Here is a 16,263-nt window from a genome sequence, read left to right on the forward strand (position 1 = left end):
CTTGTGGGCATACGGACGGAATTCAGCGACCTGATTCGCGCGATGGCGCGTCGCGATTGGGGCACGATCAACCGGCTCTTGGACGAAGTGGAGAGCATCGGCTGGCGCGGCGGCAGCCAGGTGATCGCTGCGGCCTTCGCCATCGCGGTCAACGAACATTTCACCGCTGGCCACTCCCCCACCGATGATGTGGCCCGCTTCGTCGCCGAGACGCGGTCACAGTTCCCGGCCGCGCAGTCGCTTCCCACGCTGGAGATGGAAGGACTCGTCCGGGCTGCGCTCGGCGAGGTCGATCTCATCGAAAACCTCAGCCCGGAGGCCGCCCTTCAGATGCAGATTGTCATCCTCGGCAAGCTGCTTCACGACGGCTACCACACCGAACCTGAGCTTGAGGCGTTCCTTGCCGACGTCGAGAGCGTCGCTGCCGACTACCTGTAGTCACCGGGCAGCGAGCCGCATTCATCTCCGATAGTGTCCGTCCGACTACTCAGACGTGATGCGCGTTCGCGGACGGTCGACGGAGGGACAGCATGGCCAGCATCGAAGAGGTCAAGGCGGCGCTGATGCAGGCAGCCGAGCAGGGCAACGCTACGATCAACCAGATCCGAGCCGCCGCCGAGAACACCGAGCAGATGCTGACCCGGCTACGTGCCGTCGCCGCTGGCACCGGCCATCCGACGATCGCCGAGGCCATCGCCCGAGGCGAGCAGAGCAAGCAGCGCCTGGCCGAGGCCATGACGCTCGTGCAGGGCAGCTCGGAGGCGGCACGTCGCTACGTCGGCATCCTCGGCTGACGCCACCACCATGAGCGTTGGCGAGGTCAAGGCGACCCTCCGCGCCGCCATCGAAGCCGCCCGACAGGGACGACGGGTGTTCGACCAGGCTGTCTCTGACGCCCAAGCGGCAACCGGTACGGCGAGCGCCATCCTGCACGGCAGCGAACACGAGCACGTGAACGCCACCCATCAGGCACTTGCCGCCGCCAAGGCAGAGGTCGAACCGACTCGACGCCGCTTCGGCCGCATCGCCGACACCGCAAGCGACTACCTCAACCACCTCGGATGAGCGGCAGCATCGCCGAGTTGGTCGCACAGCTCCTGGCCGTACGCGGAAAGCTGGATGCCGCAGCCGTCACCGCGCTGCGCGCCCAGACGGACGCCAAGGTGGCATTGGCGCGGCTGACCGAGGTGCAGCGGGGAAGCAGTGACCAGCGGTTACGCGACGCCGTCGCGGACGCCGAGGTGGCCAGAGACAAAGCCGGCCGTTACGCACGTCTCTTGGCTGAGGCTGCCCGCCACATCACCGCGTACATCAACACCATCGCTCCCGGTGCCGCGCCCACCGGGCATGCCGCAGATGATGCCGCACCCTCCGGCAAACGTGTGCTCACCGAGGCCGAGCGACGCGGGCGGCGAGCCGACATTGCCTGGCGCAAGCAAGTCAAAAAGGCCGACGACATCGAGGATGGCCTCAAAAACGCCGAGACCAGCGCCCGCGAGGTGTTCAAGTTTTTCAAGCAGCATGGCGACGGCCAGGGCGGGACCACAAGCGGAACGACGAGCCCCGGACCCACGCCCGCACAGGACCGGCCACATGTCGACAACCCGGTAACTGCCGCGGTGATGGCGGCTGGCGCGCTGGCGGTGACCGTGAAAGCGATATGGAACCATGGCAAAGCGCGACGAGCGAGGAAGCGGGAAGAAAATGATCAAGCCTGAGCTGCCCGAGTACATCCGCACGATGGTTCGTGGCGACCACGCCGCCAACGATGCAGTGGAGGCCCAGCTTGACGCCGAGGGCTGGGACGGTCTTCCGCGCTACCTCGCGGCAGTCTTCTTCCTGGCCGTCGATCGCCGCTTCGGCGAGACCGCTGGCCGCGCCGAAGTCATCACCTTCGTCGGCGAGCTACGCGCCGGGCTTGCCAACGGCGGGCCGGAGATCAACGCCGAGGCAGCCGAGCAGCTCATCATGTCCATCATCGACCCGTCGCTCGACTACTCGATGAGCCAGGAGATGATCGGCCGCATCCAGGCAGCCACCGTGCAGAAAATCCTCACCGAGGAGAATCTGTCGGACGCCGACCTGGACGCCCTACTCGCTGAGGCCGTCAGCCTGTCCTCGCGCCCCTGAGCCGTCGGCCCGCAGAGACGGCGCCGACTTTGGGTTAAGGGAGCCGTTCGATCAAAGCGGCACGGGTGCGGGACAGGCTCAACGCCGTCTGCCCGCGACAACCAAAAGAGCAGATCGCGACTTGCCAGCAATCAGCGGATCATTCACGCTCGGAAAAGCCGCCGACCTCGTCCAGTTCAGCACGCGACATCCCGGTCAGAAGTGTGACCGAACTGGCAACAGGACCGTCAAGTTGGCGGAGAGCTTCCTTCACCGCCTGCCGAATCTCAGCACGGTGATTGTCGATGTATTCACGGACCGCCGCGTCCACAACATCTTTCTTGGAAAGGCCAAGGAAGTGGGCGGCATGCGAGATCAACTGGTCAATGTGCGCATCCACCTTGATCGGCGTGACTGCGGTAGCCATGGCTCCCCTCCTGACGCAAGGTACCCAAGTACCAAAGTACCCGGTCACCCACCCACCGCCAACGACCAAGACACGGTGGACCAACCGAAGGGCTTACAGGCCACTTCTCGTGGTTTACTCGCAGGGATGAGCTTGTAACCGCCCACAAGCAGGGGGCAGACCGCCGATGCTGCTAAGTTTCCGCTTTGCCAATCACCGCTCGTTTCGTGACGAGCAGCAGCTCAACCTCACACCTGTCTACGGGGACAGCACCGAGGCGGGCGAGCCGACTCCGCAGGCTGTCCGGGTTGTCGGCATCTTCGGAGCCAACGCGTCCGGCAAGTCCAACTGCCTCGGGGCGCTGGCGTTCATGCGGCAGATGGTCGTGGAGTCGGACCGCGCGGTCGAACCCGGGGTAGGGCTGTTCCGCGAACCCTTCCGACTGGATCCCGAGATCGCCGGGCAGCCATCACGCTATGTCGTAGACCTCATGCTCGGCGGGGTCCGGCACACCTACGGGTTCACGATCAACGACGCCCGCGTGCTTGAGGAGTGGCTCTACCACTATCCGCGAGGCCGCAAGCGGCGCATCTTCGAACGCAACGGGAACGACTTTGCGTGGGGAGAAGAGTCAGGCCGGCGACCCCTGGAGCAGATCGCCGAGATCACCGCGCCGACCGCCCTCTTCCTCAGCACCGTCGCCCGCTTCGGCCACAGTCGCCCAGAACCGGATCCGGCGAACCCTCAGCCGCTGCACAACACCTACCGGTGGTTCTACCTGGCAGGCCAGCGGATGGAACCCGAGATGGTGTTGTCCGGCCTACTTCGTCCTGACGACGCGGAGAACCAGGACGTGCTCCAACTGGCCGTCGAACTGTTGCAAGCTGCCGACGTCGGAATCGTCGGCGTCGTGGTCAACCCGAACCCGAGTCAACGCATTCACGAACCAGCATTGCCGGTCGGTTACACATTCATTCGGCCACATACCCGTCGGTCGGCGATGCTTGAACAATCAAAGATCCAGTTCGCCCACCAAGGCCCCAACGGCACCGCGCTGCTCGACCTTCGAGACCAGTCGACCGGCACCCGGCAACTTCTCACCCTCGGGCTGCACGCCGCCGCGATGCTCCGGGCCGGCGCCACCATGCTGATCGATGAGATCGACGCCAGCCTGCACCCGATCCTGACCGCCAAGCTCATCAGTCTCTTTCGCAGCCCAGAGGCCAACCCCCTGGGCAGTCAGCTCATCTTCACCAGCCACGACGCCGCGCTGCTGGGCACTCTGGACGCGGAGGAGATCCTGCGCCGCGATGAGATCTGGTTTGTGGAGAAGGACGACCAGGGGGCTTCGTCGCTCTACCCGCTGACGGACTTCAAGCCTCGGAAGGAAGGCGAGAACCGACAGCGCCGGTACCTGAACGGCAACTACGGTGCGGTGCCGGACCTCTCGACCCACCTGTTCGAGCAGGCACTCGCCAACCGTGGAGGCACGGATGACACCTCGTCGCAGTGAGCGCCAGACGGGTCGCATGGTGCGTAACGCCGGGCGGGAAACGGACCTACGCAGAGGGCCGGCAACACGGGAGCAGCGGCGGACCGTGCTGATCACGACGAACGGCGAGTCCACCGAGCGTGCCTACTTTGATGCGCTGAAGCGGGAGCCATGGGTCGGCGTCAAGGTCGCGGTCGCCGTCGAGCGCGGTTCGCCCGTCGACTTGGTACGCGGCGCGTACCGCCGACAGCAGGAAAACGACTACGACGAGGCGTGGGCCGTCTGCGACGTCGATCATTACTCGCCCGGAGAGGCGTCGGCCGCGGCCCGAGAGTCAGGGGTACGCCTGGCCTGGTCCAACCCCTGCTTCGAGGTGTGGTTGCTGCTCCATCTGATTCACCACGCCGGCCATGTCGAAAACGCCAAGAAAGCCCGTGACCTGCTGCGCAAGCATCTCCCGCAGTGGGACAAGACGGCCCTGAACTTCGATAGCTTCCGCGACGGGGTCGCCGACGCCTGCCGGCGGGCGGCACGACTCGACCCAGCGCCCGAAGGAAACCCCTCGACGTCGGTCGGCGTCCTCGTCACCGCGCTACAGCCCACGGCCAACGTGGGATGATCTTCCCACGCCAGAGATGGAAGGACTCGTCCGGGCTGCGCTCGGCGGGTCCGCTAAACCAGCCGATCAGCGGTGAGCCGCGATCTGGACAACGACGAGGTGCTGTGATCGGCCGTTACTTGGCCTGCCAGCGCAGTGACTCGAGGGGGTACGCCCATGGGACTCCGAGGTCGTCCTCCCAGTCGTCGTACAAACCGATAGACGTGCTCGGATGAAGCACCAGCCGGTCGACGTCGACATCGGCCGGGGCGATCGACAGTCCGGCGACGCCCTCCACTGCCGCGTACAACCGGTAGGTCGGTCCAATGCCTGGCACTCCAGCCTCGACTTCCAGATATCGCCGTCCCTGTTCGTCAACATGACAGGTTCCCGGAACTCTCTCGACCCCCTGGTACGGCGGCTGATCCGGATCCGGGCTGACCGTGACGGTGATGCCACAGTCCTCGTGGATGAGCCTGACCGTCTTGCCGTCGGGCGCAACCCAAGTACCCGCCCACGCCGAAGGCCACCCCGGGATGCGCTCCACCCCTGCAGTATCCGTCAGCCGATCGCTTCCGTGGCCTTCGGCGTGATGCGCCCTCACCATGTCGCTGGTTAGCCCATGCTCTTGGCACCGTCCAGGGACTCTCGGATGATGTCGGCGTGGCCGGCGTGCTGCGCGGTCTCGGCGATGATGTGCATCAGCACCCGGCGGGCTGACCACCGCCCGCCGGGCTCGAACCACGGAGCCTTCGGTAGCGGCTGGGTGGCGTCCAGGTCAGGCAGGGTGGCGACCAGCTCATCGGTCCGGCGGGCCACCTCGGCGTAGTCGGTGAGCACACCGGCCAGTGTCTCGCCGGTGAGCAGCCGGAACCCGTCGGTCCACCGGGTCAAGTCGGCCTCCGCCATGGAGGTGAAGTCGCCCATCACCGATGGGCCATCCAAAATGAAGTCCGCCCAGTTCCGCTCGACTGCGGTGACGTGCTTGATCAAGCCGCCCAGGCACAGTTCGCTGACGGTAGTGCGCCGCCCGGCCTGCTCGTCGGTGAGGTCGCGGGTGGTGAAGCGCAGGAAGTGCCGCTGTTTGGCCAGCATCGCCAGCAGGTCGGCGCGCTCCCCGCTGGCTGCTGGCGCGTCGGCCAGATCGTGGGTGGTCCGTCCATCGGCGGTCGTGGTCTCGCTCATGGTTGCCGGTTCCTTCCCGTTCTCTTCGGTCGGGACCCACGCTAGGTCGCCCTGCGGACACTTCCTGACCTGAATAGCGCAAGAATCAACGACATGGCGAACACCAGCACCCGGACGCTGCGGCTGCTGTCCCTGCTGCAGGCCCGCCGGTACTGGCCGGGCACCCAGCTGGCTGAGCGACTGGGGATCTCGGTCCGCACCCTGCGCCGGGACATCGATCGGCTGCGCGAGCTTGGCTATCCGGTCGAGGCACGGCGCGGCGTGGACGGCGGCTATCAGCTCACCGCGGGCGCGGCACTGCCGCCGCTCGTGGTCGACGACGACGAGGCGGTCGCCCTAGCTGTGGGGCTGCAGGCCGCCGCGCACAGCGCGGTGGAGGGCCTCGCCGAGTCTTCGGTGCGGATGCTGACCAAGGTGGTGCAGGTGATGCCGGCCCGGCTACGGCACCGGGTCGAAGCGCTGCGCGCGATGACCCTGCCCGCCGGCTGGGACAGCCCAACCCAGCCAGGCGTCGACCCGGGCGTGCTCACCGCGGTCGCGCTGGCATGCCGGGACAGTGAACACCTCCGCTTCTCCTACACCGCCGCCAACGGCCAGCACACCGAGCGGCACGTCGAGCCGCATCGGCTGGTCTTGCTCGGCCGCCGCTGGTACCTGGTCGCCTACGACCTCACCCGGCACCACTGGCGCAGCTTCCGAATCGACCGCCTCACCGCGCCACACGGCACCGGCTCCCGGTTTCGGCCCCGCGACCTGCCCGCCTCGGACGCCGCCGAGTTCGTCCGCACCAGCCTCGGCAACCTGCCCCGCCCGTACCGTGTGGAGGCCTTGGTCAACGCCCCGGCCGCAACCGTGCGCGAGCGGATCGGCCGGTGGGGCACAGTCGAGGAGGTCGACGCCGAGCACTGCCGAGTGCGAATGACCGCCGACTCCCTGGACTGGCCGACCATGGCACTGGGCGCGCTCGGCGCCGACTTCCGCGTCATCGACCCACCCGAACTGCTCGAGCAGATCCACGACTGGGGCGCCCGATTCAACCGGGCGGCCGCGCTCAGTCGCTGAACTCGGCGCGATCCAAGGCGAAGAGTGTGCCGTCGCCGCCGATGAACACCAGGTAGAGGTCGTGGAAGCCGTTCGCGGCGTCCGGGCTGGTGTCGATCCAGGTGGTGGCCGTCACCCAGTCGGTGCCGGACCCGGGCGGCACGGTCATCGAGCCGACGAGCGGCCCGTTCGGGCTGTCGATCCGTGCCTCGATGACACCCCCGGCCTTCGGGGCGACGGTGGCGTGCAGGCGCAGCTGGCCCTTCTGGTCGGCGAATCCCGCCGCCGATCCGTCCGCGAAGTTGACATTCGTCCAGCGCAGGTAGCTGCCATCGCGTACCCGCGTGACGACTTTGCCGTGCTCGGGCGTCGTGACGATCCGCAGGCCCGCCGACTGGCCGTCGTTCTCCTCGGCGAGGTAGGTGGAGAACACGTCCTTGCGGTCGGGCAGTGCGGGCAGCTCGGACCACTTCGGCACGAACGTCGTCACGCTCTGGCCGCGCAGAATTGTGCTGAAGGACCGGCCGTGCGTACGGATGTCGGCCAGCTTCTTCATGTTCTCGTTCGCCGACGTGCGGTACGGCACCACCGAGGAGATCGGCCCCTTGCCGGCGGTGACGTAGGAGACGCACTCGCCCTGGTTACGGAATGCCGGGTTGACGAAGGAGGCCCAGCCACCCTTCTTGCAGTCGTTCCTGGTCTCCGGCGGCAGCGGGAAGCCGCCTGCGAGATCGACGGCGAGCGGGACGTCGTCCGGATTGTTGTTGACCACGACGATGGTGAAGTCGTGCGTCGCCTCGTCCTTGTACGCCGTGACCGTGACCCCGGGCGCCGGTGCCCTGGTGGCGCCGATCATCACGTCACCGGGGTCGAGAAAGCGGCTGTACTGGCCGAACGCGTAGTACCGCTTGAAGATGCGGTACTGGCCGTTCTCGGTCGGGTTGCCGCTCTGCGGGGTGCCGGTGTTGACCAGCCGGATCAGGTCCGAGCCGTCCGCGCCGTTGTTTGCCACCGGCCACCACCAGAAGTACGCGTTCAGCCGGGTCTCGTCGAACAGGTTCCCGATGAGCGTGGCGTAGCGCAGGCCGTCGCTGATCGTGTTGTTGACGAACAGTCGGTCGCGCGGCGCACCCTGGTTCATGTACTCGGTCTGCCAGATGGTCTTGCCCAGCGCGTGCGAGGTGGTGAACGCCGTGGGCGCGGCCCGCGTCGCCGCTTCGATCAGCCCCGAGTATCCGTGCGCCGCAACGACGTCGACGTACCGGTTCGCCGCCGGGTCGCTAATTGCGGGCAGGGCGAAGCCCTCGTGGAAGCCGACGCCCTCGCCGAGCACGATCTTCGCGTCCACCCCCCGGCGTTCGAACGTCGGACCCAGGTGGTCGCGCACCAGGACGCGCAGTTCCTCGGCCGTCCACTGGCAGCTTGAGTAACCGGTGGTGATGTCGGGTTCGTTGGTCGGTGAGATATGCGTGATCCGGATGCCAAACTCGCGCTCGTAGCCGAGCACGTACTCCGCGAGGTAGTCGGCGAACGCCTGGTACATGTCGGGCCGGAGCTTGTTCGGTGGGCCGGACGGGCCGGAGGAGATCACGCTGTTGTTCTGCTTCATCCACGCCGGCGGGCTCCACACGCTGGCGAGGATCGTTTCCACGCCGCGCGCCTGCGCCTCACGCATCAGCCACACCTGGTACGCGTCGAAGTCGGCCTTGCGCTGCGCCCAGTCGGGCAGGTCCCACACGAACCGGCCCGGCTCCGGCTCGATCGTCTGTGTCGGGCCGTCGTAGAGCTGGTCGCCCCACACGCCCACGCCGCCGTCGCCCACCATGACCCGGACGATGTCCAGGCCGATGCCGGACTGGTCGTCGAAGACCATGTCGAGCATCTGCGAGGTCAACGGCTCGCCGAGCCGCTGGACCGCACCCGCCTTGTGGAACGGGAACGCCCCGCCGAAGCCGTCGACGGTCTGCCGTTCCGCGCTCCAGTCGACCACGGTGGTGGGCGGGGAAGCGGGCCGGTGCGCGGTGCCGCCCGAGGCTGTCGAAGCCACCAGGCTCCCGGCCACCACCACCGCCGTGGCCAGCCGGACCGTCCACACCGTTCGCCGTCGCATCACTGGCTCCCCGTCGCTCGAAGTGGTCGGCTGTCCGCGTTCCGCCGGAACCACCCGGCCAGGCGGCGTGCGGCCAGCGGAAACACGGGCAGCCCTGCGCCACCGGGACGCCGTCACAAGTAACGGTTGATCGACGTCCGCGAATTCAGGCTAGGGGGCCGCACGCTGAGGGGCAAGGCGCTGCGTCGTTTCGGCGCAACGGCGGGGTCCGGCGGGATAGGAGGCCGCCATTCCGTCTAAACGGTGTTTAGAGATAGGCGAGGTCGGGGGTCTAGGGCTGGTGATGCTGTGTCTGGGGTGGTGGGCGGCGCGGGATGCGGCATGTCGGGGTGTTCGGGCCGATCGGGTGGGCACGAGTTGCGGCGTACCGGGGTATCCCGTCCGGTGAGCGGCACGGATTGCGGCATGTCGGGCTGTCCGGGCCCGCTGAGGCCGCGAGTTGCGGCATCTCGTGCGCCGACCACGAGTTGCGGCATCGCCGGTCCACGCCCGGAGGGGGAGGCCGATACTGCGCGACGAGGCCGATACGGTGCCTCAGGCTGATCGGCCGGCGCTGCACAGGCCAAAACTAGCCTCGTCACCACCGCCCGATTGCCGGGCTCACTTATCAAGCCGCGGTGTGGATCAAGCCTGAGGGTCGGCGCCTCCGCGGACGAGGAGGCGCCGACCCGAGGGCCCGGGTCATTCGGCGCGGAGGTGGTCCAGGTCGTGGATGCCCGGGCTGACCCAGATCCACATCGCGCGTACGTCGGCCAGGGCCGACGCGTCGCAGGACATCTGGGTGCCCAGCTCGATCTCCACCGTGGCGGTGCGGCCCTGGCTGACCCAGCCGAACTCCGACTGGCACCAGGCCCAGCCGGCGCCGGTCTGCACGGCGATCGAGGTGCCGGTGCCGGCCGACGGCGACGTGCGCAGGTCGTAACGGAGCACGTTCTTGGCGGACAGGTCCACCGGCTCGGGCAGGGTCACCCCGAACCAGCCGCCGCCGGTGGCGGTGACCTGCAGTCCGTACGCGCCGTCCGTGGCGAAAGCGTCCGTCTGCGCCAGGGTGCCCGCGTCGGTCTGCCAGTCGCCCGGTGCCCAGCCCTCCAGGCCGGTCTCCCAGGAGGCGAGCCGGATCGGGTCACCGGGCGCCGGCTTGACGGTGACGGCCAACTCGGCCGGGTTGGAGAGCCGACCGGCGGTGTCACGGACCGTGTAGGAGGCGACGGCCCGACCCCGGAACCCGTCCGCTGGGGTGAACTCGACCAGCCCTTTGGCATTCAGCGCGAACCGGCCGCCGGTGACGGGGAGCGAGCGCTGCTGTCCGCGTACCGTCGGGTCGAGGTCGATGGTGGACGGCCGGAGCTTCCCGGCGTACGCGATGTCGTTGCTTGTCGGGTTGAGGGTGACCGGCGTGCCGGCCGTGGTGACCGCGGTGTCGTGGTCGGCGACCGGCGGGCGCGGCCGGAAGCCTCGGCGGATGGTCTCCCCCGCGTTGCCGATCGTGGTGCAGACCGGGCTCGGGCAGTAGACGGTGTAGCCGTCGTAATCCGGGTAGAGCGTGCCGTCGTCCTGGACGCCGGAGAGGATCCAGTAGAGGAAGCCGGTGCCGCCGGTGCGGATGAAGCTGTCGGTCCAGCGCTGGTAGACCGGGTTGCGGGTTGCCTTGTCGTGCCAGCCGAACTCGCCGAGCAGGGCCGGCTTGCCGATCCGCTTCGCCTCTCGGTTGTGCCGCTCGATCCAGCGCACGCTCCAGTCGGCGTCGGTGCCCCAGTGGTCCGGGTACAGGTGGTAGCCGTGCACGTCGACGGCGGGCAGCCGGCTCAGCGCGACCGAGTCGACGCCCTCGCCGCAGTTGACGGTCCAGTGCCCGGCGTCGGGGCTGTCGCAGAAGAAGCCTTCGTCGCCGACGCCGACCAGGTGGCGGCGGTCGACCGACTTGAGGTGCCGGCTCATCTCGTCGGCCCAGGCGGTGAGCGTCTCGGTGGAGCACTGCGGTGAGGTCGGGTAGACCCCGGAGCCCTTGCAGCGCGGCTCGTTCGCCAACTCCCAGGCCATGATGGTCGGATCGTCCTTGTACGCCACCCCGGTCAGCGTGTTGACCCGGTTGAGCAGGTGCGTCGCCCAGTCGCGGTACCAGCCTCGGATCACCGGGTCGGTGTAGAAGTCGTCGTGGTGCTCGGCGCCGCGCCAGCGGACGTACTGGTCCATGCCGCCGAAGTCGCGCCAGTTGTTGGTCAGCGGAATGATCACGCGGATGCCGGCCCGGCGGGCGGCGTACAGCACGTAGTCGAGGCGTTGCAGGCCGTCGGGTCCGTCGTTGAACGCGGGTCTCTCGCCGTCCCAGTGCTGGAACCACACCCCGTCGGCGGTGCCGTGCACCGAGTCGGTGCCGCCCGGGGTGCCGATGTCGAGGAAGCCCCAGTGCCGCAGCACCGTGAAGCCAGCCGCCTTCGCATCGGCGAAGACGTCGTCGACCATCGCCTGGGACTTGTACATCAGGTAGTAATTGTTGGTCCCGGCGAACCGGAACGGCTTGCCGTCGGCGTACAACCGGTCGCCCTTGCGCACCACGAACCCGCCACCGAGCCGCGCGCCACCGGCCGCCGTGGGTGCGCTGGCCGCCGGGGATACGCCGGTTGTCGGGAATGCGCCGGTTGCCGTCGGGGGCGTGCTGGTTGCCGGGGATACGCCTGTTCCGGGCGCGGCGCCGGATGCGGGGGGCGCCCCCGCCGCCGGCATGGCACCCGCCGTAGCCAGCAGCCCGGCAACGGCCAGCAGTACGCCGGCCAGCCTCATCCTCATCTGCTTCTCCTTCGGGGGTGTGTTGGTGGGGGGTGTGTTGGTTGTGGGATGCCGGTTGGGGTGGGGGGTGTTAAGAAGGGGCCCTTCCTCTACACGAGGCGTTAAAAGGGGGCCCTTCCTTGCACTTCTCCTTGCATGTCGTTGACGGTGCGCAGCACCGGGTGGGTGGTGAGGGCGGCGGGGTCGAGGGGGGCCGCCGAGCGCACCGTGAAGGTCGCCGACTCGCCGGGGAGCAGGGTGGCGGGGGCCTCCTCGACCTCGGCGGTGGGGTCGAGGCGGTCCGGGTAGAGGGTGAGGTCGCGCAGGATGGTGCGGGCGGTCACCCGGACCAGTTGACCGCCGTCGGCCGGCTCCACCGTGGCGTCGTACTCCGCCGTCGGGTAGTCGACCTCTCGGTCCTCGGCGAAGAACCACAGCGCCCGGTCGCCGCCGGCGTCGGCGACCAGCAGTTCGCGCCGGGCGTCGTCGGGCCGCGCCAGATCCGCCGGCAGCGGCCAGGTGATCGAGGTGTACGCGGGAACGCCCAGTTCCAGGGTGGTCTTCGCCCTCGGTTCGCCGGCCAGGGTGAGCCGGGTGACCGTGGCCGACGCCCGCCACGGCTGCCCACCGTCGTTGACCGCCACCAGGGCCAAGCCGCCGTCGCGGGGCTGGACGGTTAGCAGGCGGTCGGCGTATGCCCGGCGCAGCGCGTACCACAGTGGCTTGCGGCGGCCGTCGCCGTCGATCGCCGACCAGGAGGTGACCGGCCAGCAGTCGTTGAGCTGCCAGACGATGGTGCCCATGCACCGGCCCCGGTGGGAGCGGAAGTGCTCCACCCCGAGTTGGATTGCGCGGGCCTGGTTGAGCTGGGTCAGGTAGTGCCAGTCGTCGAAGTCGCGCGGCTCGGGCAGGTGTGCGTCCAGCCCTCGGCGCAGCTTCAGGTCACCGTCGGCGGCCTTCTGATGGTGTGCCATGCCGGGCGAGTCGGGCGCGAGCGGCTCGTCGGAGAGCGCCCGGCGCAGCGTCGCGTACGCCGGTGGGCCCTGGTAGCCGAACTCGGCGACGAAGCGTGGCACGTACTCGCGGTACTTGAGGTAGTCGTCGGTGTTCCAGACGTCCCAGATGTGCGTGGTGCCGTACGCCGGGTCGTTGGGGTGGATCTCCTCGCTGCCCGACCACGGACTGCCCGGCCAGTACGGTCGGGTCGGGTCCGTCTCGGCCACGATCCGGGGCAGCAGCTCCAGGTAGTAGCCGCGCCCCCAGGTGCGCCCGGCGAGGATCTCCTGCCAGCCCCAGTCGTGCCAGCCCCAGATGTTCTCGTTGTTGCCGGTCCACAGCACCAGCGACGGGTGCGGCGCGAGCCGGGTCACCTGCTCCGCGGCCTCGGCGGCCACCTCGGTGGCGAACGGCTCCTCCTCGGGGTACGCGGCGCAGGCGAAGAGGAAGTCCTGCTGCACCAGCAGGCCGCGCTCGTCGGCCAGGTCGTAGAAGTCGTCCGATTCGTACCGGCCGCCGCCCCAGACTCGCAGCAGGTTGACGTTCGCCCCGGCGGCCTGGTCGAAGCGGTGGGCGAGGCGGTCCCGGGTGACCCGGGTGGGGAAGGCGTCGTCCGGGATCCAGTTCACTCCCCGCACGAAGATCGGCCTCTCGTTGACGTACAGGGTGAACGGTGCGCCGTGGGCGTCGGGCGTGGTGTCCAGGCGTACCGAGCGGAAACCGATCCGCCGATGCCATTCGTCGAGGACGGCGCCGTCCGGCCGGCGCAGCGTCACGATCAGCGGGTAGCGGTGTTGGCCGCCGTGGCCGCGCGGCCACCACAGCTCGGGTTCGTCGACGGTGAGGGCGAGCACGGCGGTTTGTTCGCCGGCCGGGATGGTCACTTCGGCGGTCACCCCGGCCACCTCGGCCCGCACGGTCAGCGGCAGGCTTGCGGCGGGCGTCGTTTCGGCGTGCGCGGTGAGCGGCAGCTCGTTGGCCCGCTCGATCTCGACGTGCAGCTCCACGCGCCCGATGCAGCCGTCGAGGGTGACCAGCGGACGCACGGTCGCGAGCCGGGCAACGGACCAGCTGTGCAGGCCGATCTCCTGCCAGATGCCGGCGGTGACCAGGGTGGGACCCCAGTCCCAGCCGAAGTTGCAGGCCATCTTGCGGATGAACTGGAACGGCTGCGGGTACGCGTTGGGCCGGTCGCCGAGACGGTCGCGGTGGGCCTGCGCGTAGTGGTAGGGGGAGTCGAAGCGTACGGCCAGGGTGTTGTCCTCGGCGCGCAGCAGCGACCCGACGTCGAAGCGGTAGCCACGGTGCATGTTCTCGGTGCGGCCGACCTCGACGCCGTTGAGGCTGATCGTGGCGACCGTGTCGAGCCCGGCGCAGACCAGGTCGAGGCGCTGATGGTCGCCGATCGGCCGGTCGAAGGTGGTCTCGTACGTCCAGTCGGTGTGCCCGATCCAGGTCAGGTCTTTCTCGTTGTCGTCGAGGTACGGGTCGGGGATCAACCCGGCCGCGAGCAGGTCGGTGTGCACGCAGCCGGGCACGGTCGCTGGCACCGTCCGGCCGTCGATCCCGGATGGCAGCTGCGGGCCGGGTGCCGCCCGCAGGGTCCAGCCGTGGTGCAGCGCCAGCCGATCGGGGTCTGGCCCCCGTGCGTCGCTCAAGACTTCACCGCGCCTTCCATGATTCCGCGGACGATCTGCCGACCGCCGATGACGAGCATGATCAACAGTGGCACCGTGGCCACGAACGCCCCGGCCAGCACCCGGCGGTAGATCACGTAGTTGCCGCTGGCCAGGTCCGAGATGGCCACCATCGAGGTGGGGTAGTCGGTGCCGTTGAGGGTGATCAGGGGCCACTGGAAGTCGTTCCAGGTGGCCACGAAGGTGAGCAGGCCGAGCACCGCCAACGCCGGGCGTACGGCCGGCAGCACGATGCTCCAGTAGACCCGCATCGTGGTGGCGCCGTCGACCCGGGCCGACTCGACCAGCTCGTCCGGCACCGAGTTGACGATGAACTGTCGCATGTAGAACACGCCGAACGCGGTGACCATGCCGGGCACGATCACCGCCAGCAGGGTGCCGTTCCAGCCCAGCTTGCCCATCACGATGTAGAGCGCGACGACGCCGAGCTGGTTGGGCACGGTCAGGGTGAGGATCACGAAGAGCAGCAGGGGTCGGCTGCCCCGGAACCGCAGCTTGGCGAAGGCGAAACCGGCCAGCGAGCAGAAGAACAGCACCGAGGCGGTGACCACGGTGGCGACGATGACGCTGTTCACCAGGGATGCGGCGAAGTAGACGTCCTGGAGCGAGAAAACCTCCTCCAGGTTGACGAGGAACTGGTCGCCGGGGATCACCACCGGCGGCAGTTGGGCGGTGGCCTCGTCGGTGCTGGTGGCGATGACGAACATCCAGTACAGCGGGAACGCCGCGAACAGGGCCGTCAGCGACAGGAAGAGGTACGCCCCGATCCCGGCCGGGGTGTCCTGCGGCGCCCGGCCCAGCAGGGTGGCTCGCTTGCGCCCGGTCGTCGGTGCCGGCGCCGGGTCCCGGCGCGGCGGGGCAACGGTCGTCACTTGCGGCCCCCTGACAGGCGGTTGGTCAACAGGGTGTTCAGGGCGGCGACCACGAGGATGATGAGGAACAGCGCCCAGGACATCGCGGCGGCGTAACCGAGGTTCAGGTCCTTCCAGCCCACCTTGTAGATCAACTGCGCGACGGTCTGCCACTCACCGCCGGCCCCACCCCGGGCGGTCTGCGCGTTGAGGTCGAAGAGCATCGGCTCGGTGAACAGTTGAAGCCCGCCGATGGTGGAGAGCACCACCGTGAAGATCACCACCGGGCGGATCATCGGGACGGTGATCCGCCAGAGCTGACGCCACGGGCCGGCACCGTCCAGCGCCGACGCCTCGTAGACGTCGCGCGGGATGGACTGCATCGCGGCCAGGTAGAGCAGGGCGTTGTAGCCGATCCACTTCCAGTTGACCATCGTGGCGATGGCGATCCAGGAGTGCAGCTTGTCCGCCCGCCAGTCGATCGGGTTCTCGGTGCCGATGCCGACCAGCCCGAGCGCCCAGTTCGCCATCCCGAGGTCGCGGGAGAAGAAGACGTTGAACACCAGCGTGGAGGCGGTGATCGGGGTGATGTAGGGCAGCAGGGCGCTCACCCGCCACCAGGTCTGCCCCCGCAGCCGGCGGTTCAGCATCGACGCGATGACCAGCGCCAACAGCAGTTGCGGGACGGTGGAGAGGAGGAAGATGCCGAAGGTGTTGTAGAGCGCGTTGCCGAAGTCGCCGTCGGTGAACAGACGGCTGAAGTTCTCGAAGCCGGCCCAGCCGGTCAGCTCCGGATCGTCCAGCCGCCAGTGGCGCAGCGCCACCACCGCGTTGAAGACCATCGGGAAGAGACCGAAGACGAAGAAGAGCAGGAAGAACGGCGCGATCAACAGGTACGGCACGACCCGCACGTCGAAGCGGTGCAGGCGGTCCCGCCAGGTCATTCTGCGGCTTCGGACGGGTGGGGGTCGGCGAGTGGTCGGTTCGGCGGCCGCGCGCGTGGTGGGCATGC

General features: G+C 68.5%; 16 protein-coding genes. 8 read left to right on the forward strand and 8 right to left on the reverse strand.

The genetic code is table 11. The features are described 5' to 3' along the window. The first annotated feature begins 3 nt into the window (after positions 1-3). From Vqi01_RS21635 to Vqi01_RS21655, 5 genes are all read left to right on the forward strand, one after another. A complete protein-coding gene (locus tag Vqi01_RS21635) occupies positions 4-438 on the forward strand; it encodes a hypothetical protein (protein WP_204036659.1) in 435 nt (144 codons plus the stop codon). Between the two features lie 92 nt (positions 439-530). Then, positions 531-794, forward strand: a complete 264-nt coding sequence (locus tag Vqi01_RS21640) for a hypothetical protein (RefSeq protein ID WP_204036660.1) — start codon at positions 531-533, stop codon at positions 792-794. Positions 795-804: 10 nt separating this feature from the next. After that, positions 805-1,065, forward strand: a complete 261-nt coding sequence (locus tag Vqi01_RS21645) for a hypothetical protein (RefSeq protein ID WP_204036661.1) — start codon at positions 805-807, stop codon at positions 1,063-1,065. Further along, entirely contained in the window at positions 1,062-1,718 is a 657-nt protein-coding gene (locus tag Vqi01_RS21650; RefSeq protein ID WP_204036662.1) for a hypothetical protein, read from the forward strand. The genes Vqi01_RS21645 and Vqi01_RS21650 overlap by 4 nt, the downstream gene beginning before the upstream one ends. Next, positions 1,705-2,130, forward strand: coding sequence for a hypothetical protein (locus Vqi01_RS21655; RefSeq protein ID WP_204036663.1), 426 nt, complete (start codon positions 1,705-1,707; stop codon positions 2,128-2,130). Before Vqi01_RS21650 ends, Vqi01_RS21655 begins: the two co-directional genes overlap by 14 nt. A gap of 139 nt (positions 2,131-2,269) precedes the next feature. On the opposite strand, the gene Vqi01_RS21660 is transcribed toward Vqi01_RS21655, so the two are convergent. After that, entirely contained in the window at positions 2,270-2,536 is a 267-nt protein-coding gene (locus Vqi01_RS21660; protein ID WP_204036664.1) for a hypothetical protein, read from the reverse strand. Positions 2,537-2,702: 166 nt separating this feature from the next. On the opposite strand from Vqi01_RS21660, the gene Vqi01_RS21665 reads away from it, so the two are divergent. Beyond that, complete coding sequence (locus Vqi01_RS21665; RefSeq protein ID WP_204036665.1) at positions 2,703-4,028, forward strand: AAA family ATPase; 1,326 nt, start codon at positions 2,703-2,705, stop codon at positions 4,026-4,028. Positions 4,029-4,113: 85 nt separating this feature from the next. After that, on the forward strand, positions 4,114-4,626 hold the full coding sequence (locus tag Vqi01_RS21670; RefSeq protein WP_204036666.1) for an RloB family protein: 513 nt from the start codon (positions 4,114-4,116) through the stop codon (positions 4,624-4,626). Positions 4,627-4,741: 115 nt separating this feature from the next. Here Vqi01_RS21670 and Vqi01_RS21675 read toward each other — a convergent pair whose 3' ends face one another. Together Vqi01_RS21675 and Vqi01_RS21680 are read right to left on the reverse strand one after the other, a co-directional pair. After that, positions 4,742-5,152, reverse strand: coding sequence for a hypothetical protein (locus Vqi01_RS21675; protein WP_204036667.1), 411 nt, complete (start codon positions 5,150-5,152; stop codon positions 4,742-4,744). A 68-nt stretch (positions 5,153-5,220) separates the two neighbouring features. Beyond that, a complete protein-coding gene (locus tag Vqi01_RS21680) occupies positions 5,221-5,790 on the reverse strand; it encodes a DinB family protein (RefSeq protein ID WP_204036668.1) in 570 nt (189 codons plus the stop codon). Between the two features lie 93 nt (positions 5,791-5,883). Between Vqi01_RS21680 and Vqi01_RS21685 the strand changes: the two genes are divergently transcribed. Then, a complete protein-coding gene (locus Vqi01_RS21685) occupies positions 5,884-6,852 on the forward strand; it encodes a helix-turn-helix transcriptional regulator (protein WP_204036669.1) in 969 nt (322 codons plus the stop codon). On the opposite strand, the gene Vqi01_RS21690 is transcribed toward Vqi01_RS21685, so the two are convergent. The 5 genes from Vqi01_RS21690 to Vqi01_RS21710 all read right to left on the reverse strand — a co-directional run bounded on the left by Vqi01_RS21690 (position 6,842) and on the right by Vqi01_RS21710 (position 16,261). Next, the gene (locus Vqi01_RS21690) at positions 6,842-8,941 is read right to left on the reverse strand and encodes a glycoside hydrolase (protein ID WP_204036670.1); all 2,100 of its coding nucleotides are present in this window, start codon (positions 8,939-8,941) and stop codon (positions 6,842-6,844) included. The two genes, Vqi01_RS21685 and Vqi01_RS21690, sit on opposite strands and share 11 nt — an antisense overlap. Positions 8,942-9,622: 681 nt before the next feature. Then, positions 9,623-11,728 carry a cellulase family glycosylhydrolase gene (locus Vqi01_RS21695; RefSeq protein WP_204036671.1) on the reverse strand — a complete coding sequence of 702 codons (2,106 nt, stop codon included), beginning with the start codon at positions 11,726-11,728 and terminating at the stop codon, positions 9,623-9,625. A gap of 101 nt (positions 11,729-11,829) precedes the next feature. After that, a complete protein-coding gene (locus tag Vqi01_RS21700; RefSeq protein ID WP_204036672.1) occupies positions 11,830-14,361 on the reverse strand; it encodes a glycoside hydrolase family 2 protein in 2,532 nt (843 codons plus the stop codon). Further along, complete coding sequence (locus Vqi01_RS21705; protein WP_372444398.1) at positions 14,358-15,203, reverse strand: carbohydrate ABC transporter permease; 846 nt, start codon at positions 15,201-15,203, stop codon at positions 14,358-14,360. Before Vqi01_RS21705 ends, Vqi01_RS21700 begins: the two co-directional genes overlap by 4 nt. Before the next feature lie 65 nt (positions 15,204-15,268). Then, a complete protein-coding gene (locus Vqi01_RS21710) occupies positions 15,269-16,261 on the reverse strand; it encodes a carbohydrate ABC transporter permease (protein WP_204036673.1) in 993 nt (330 codons plus the stop codon). Between the last annotated feature and the right edge of the window lie 2 nt (positions 16,262-16,263).

The organism is Micromonospora qiuiae (assembly GCF_016863555.1).
GTDB classification, from domain to species: Bacteria; Actinomycetota; Actinomycetes; order Mycobacteriales; family Micromonosporaceae; genus Micromonospora; species Micromonospora qiuiae.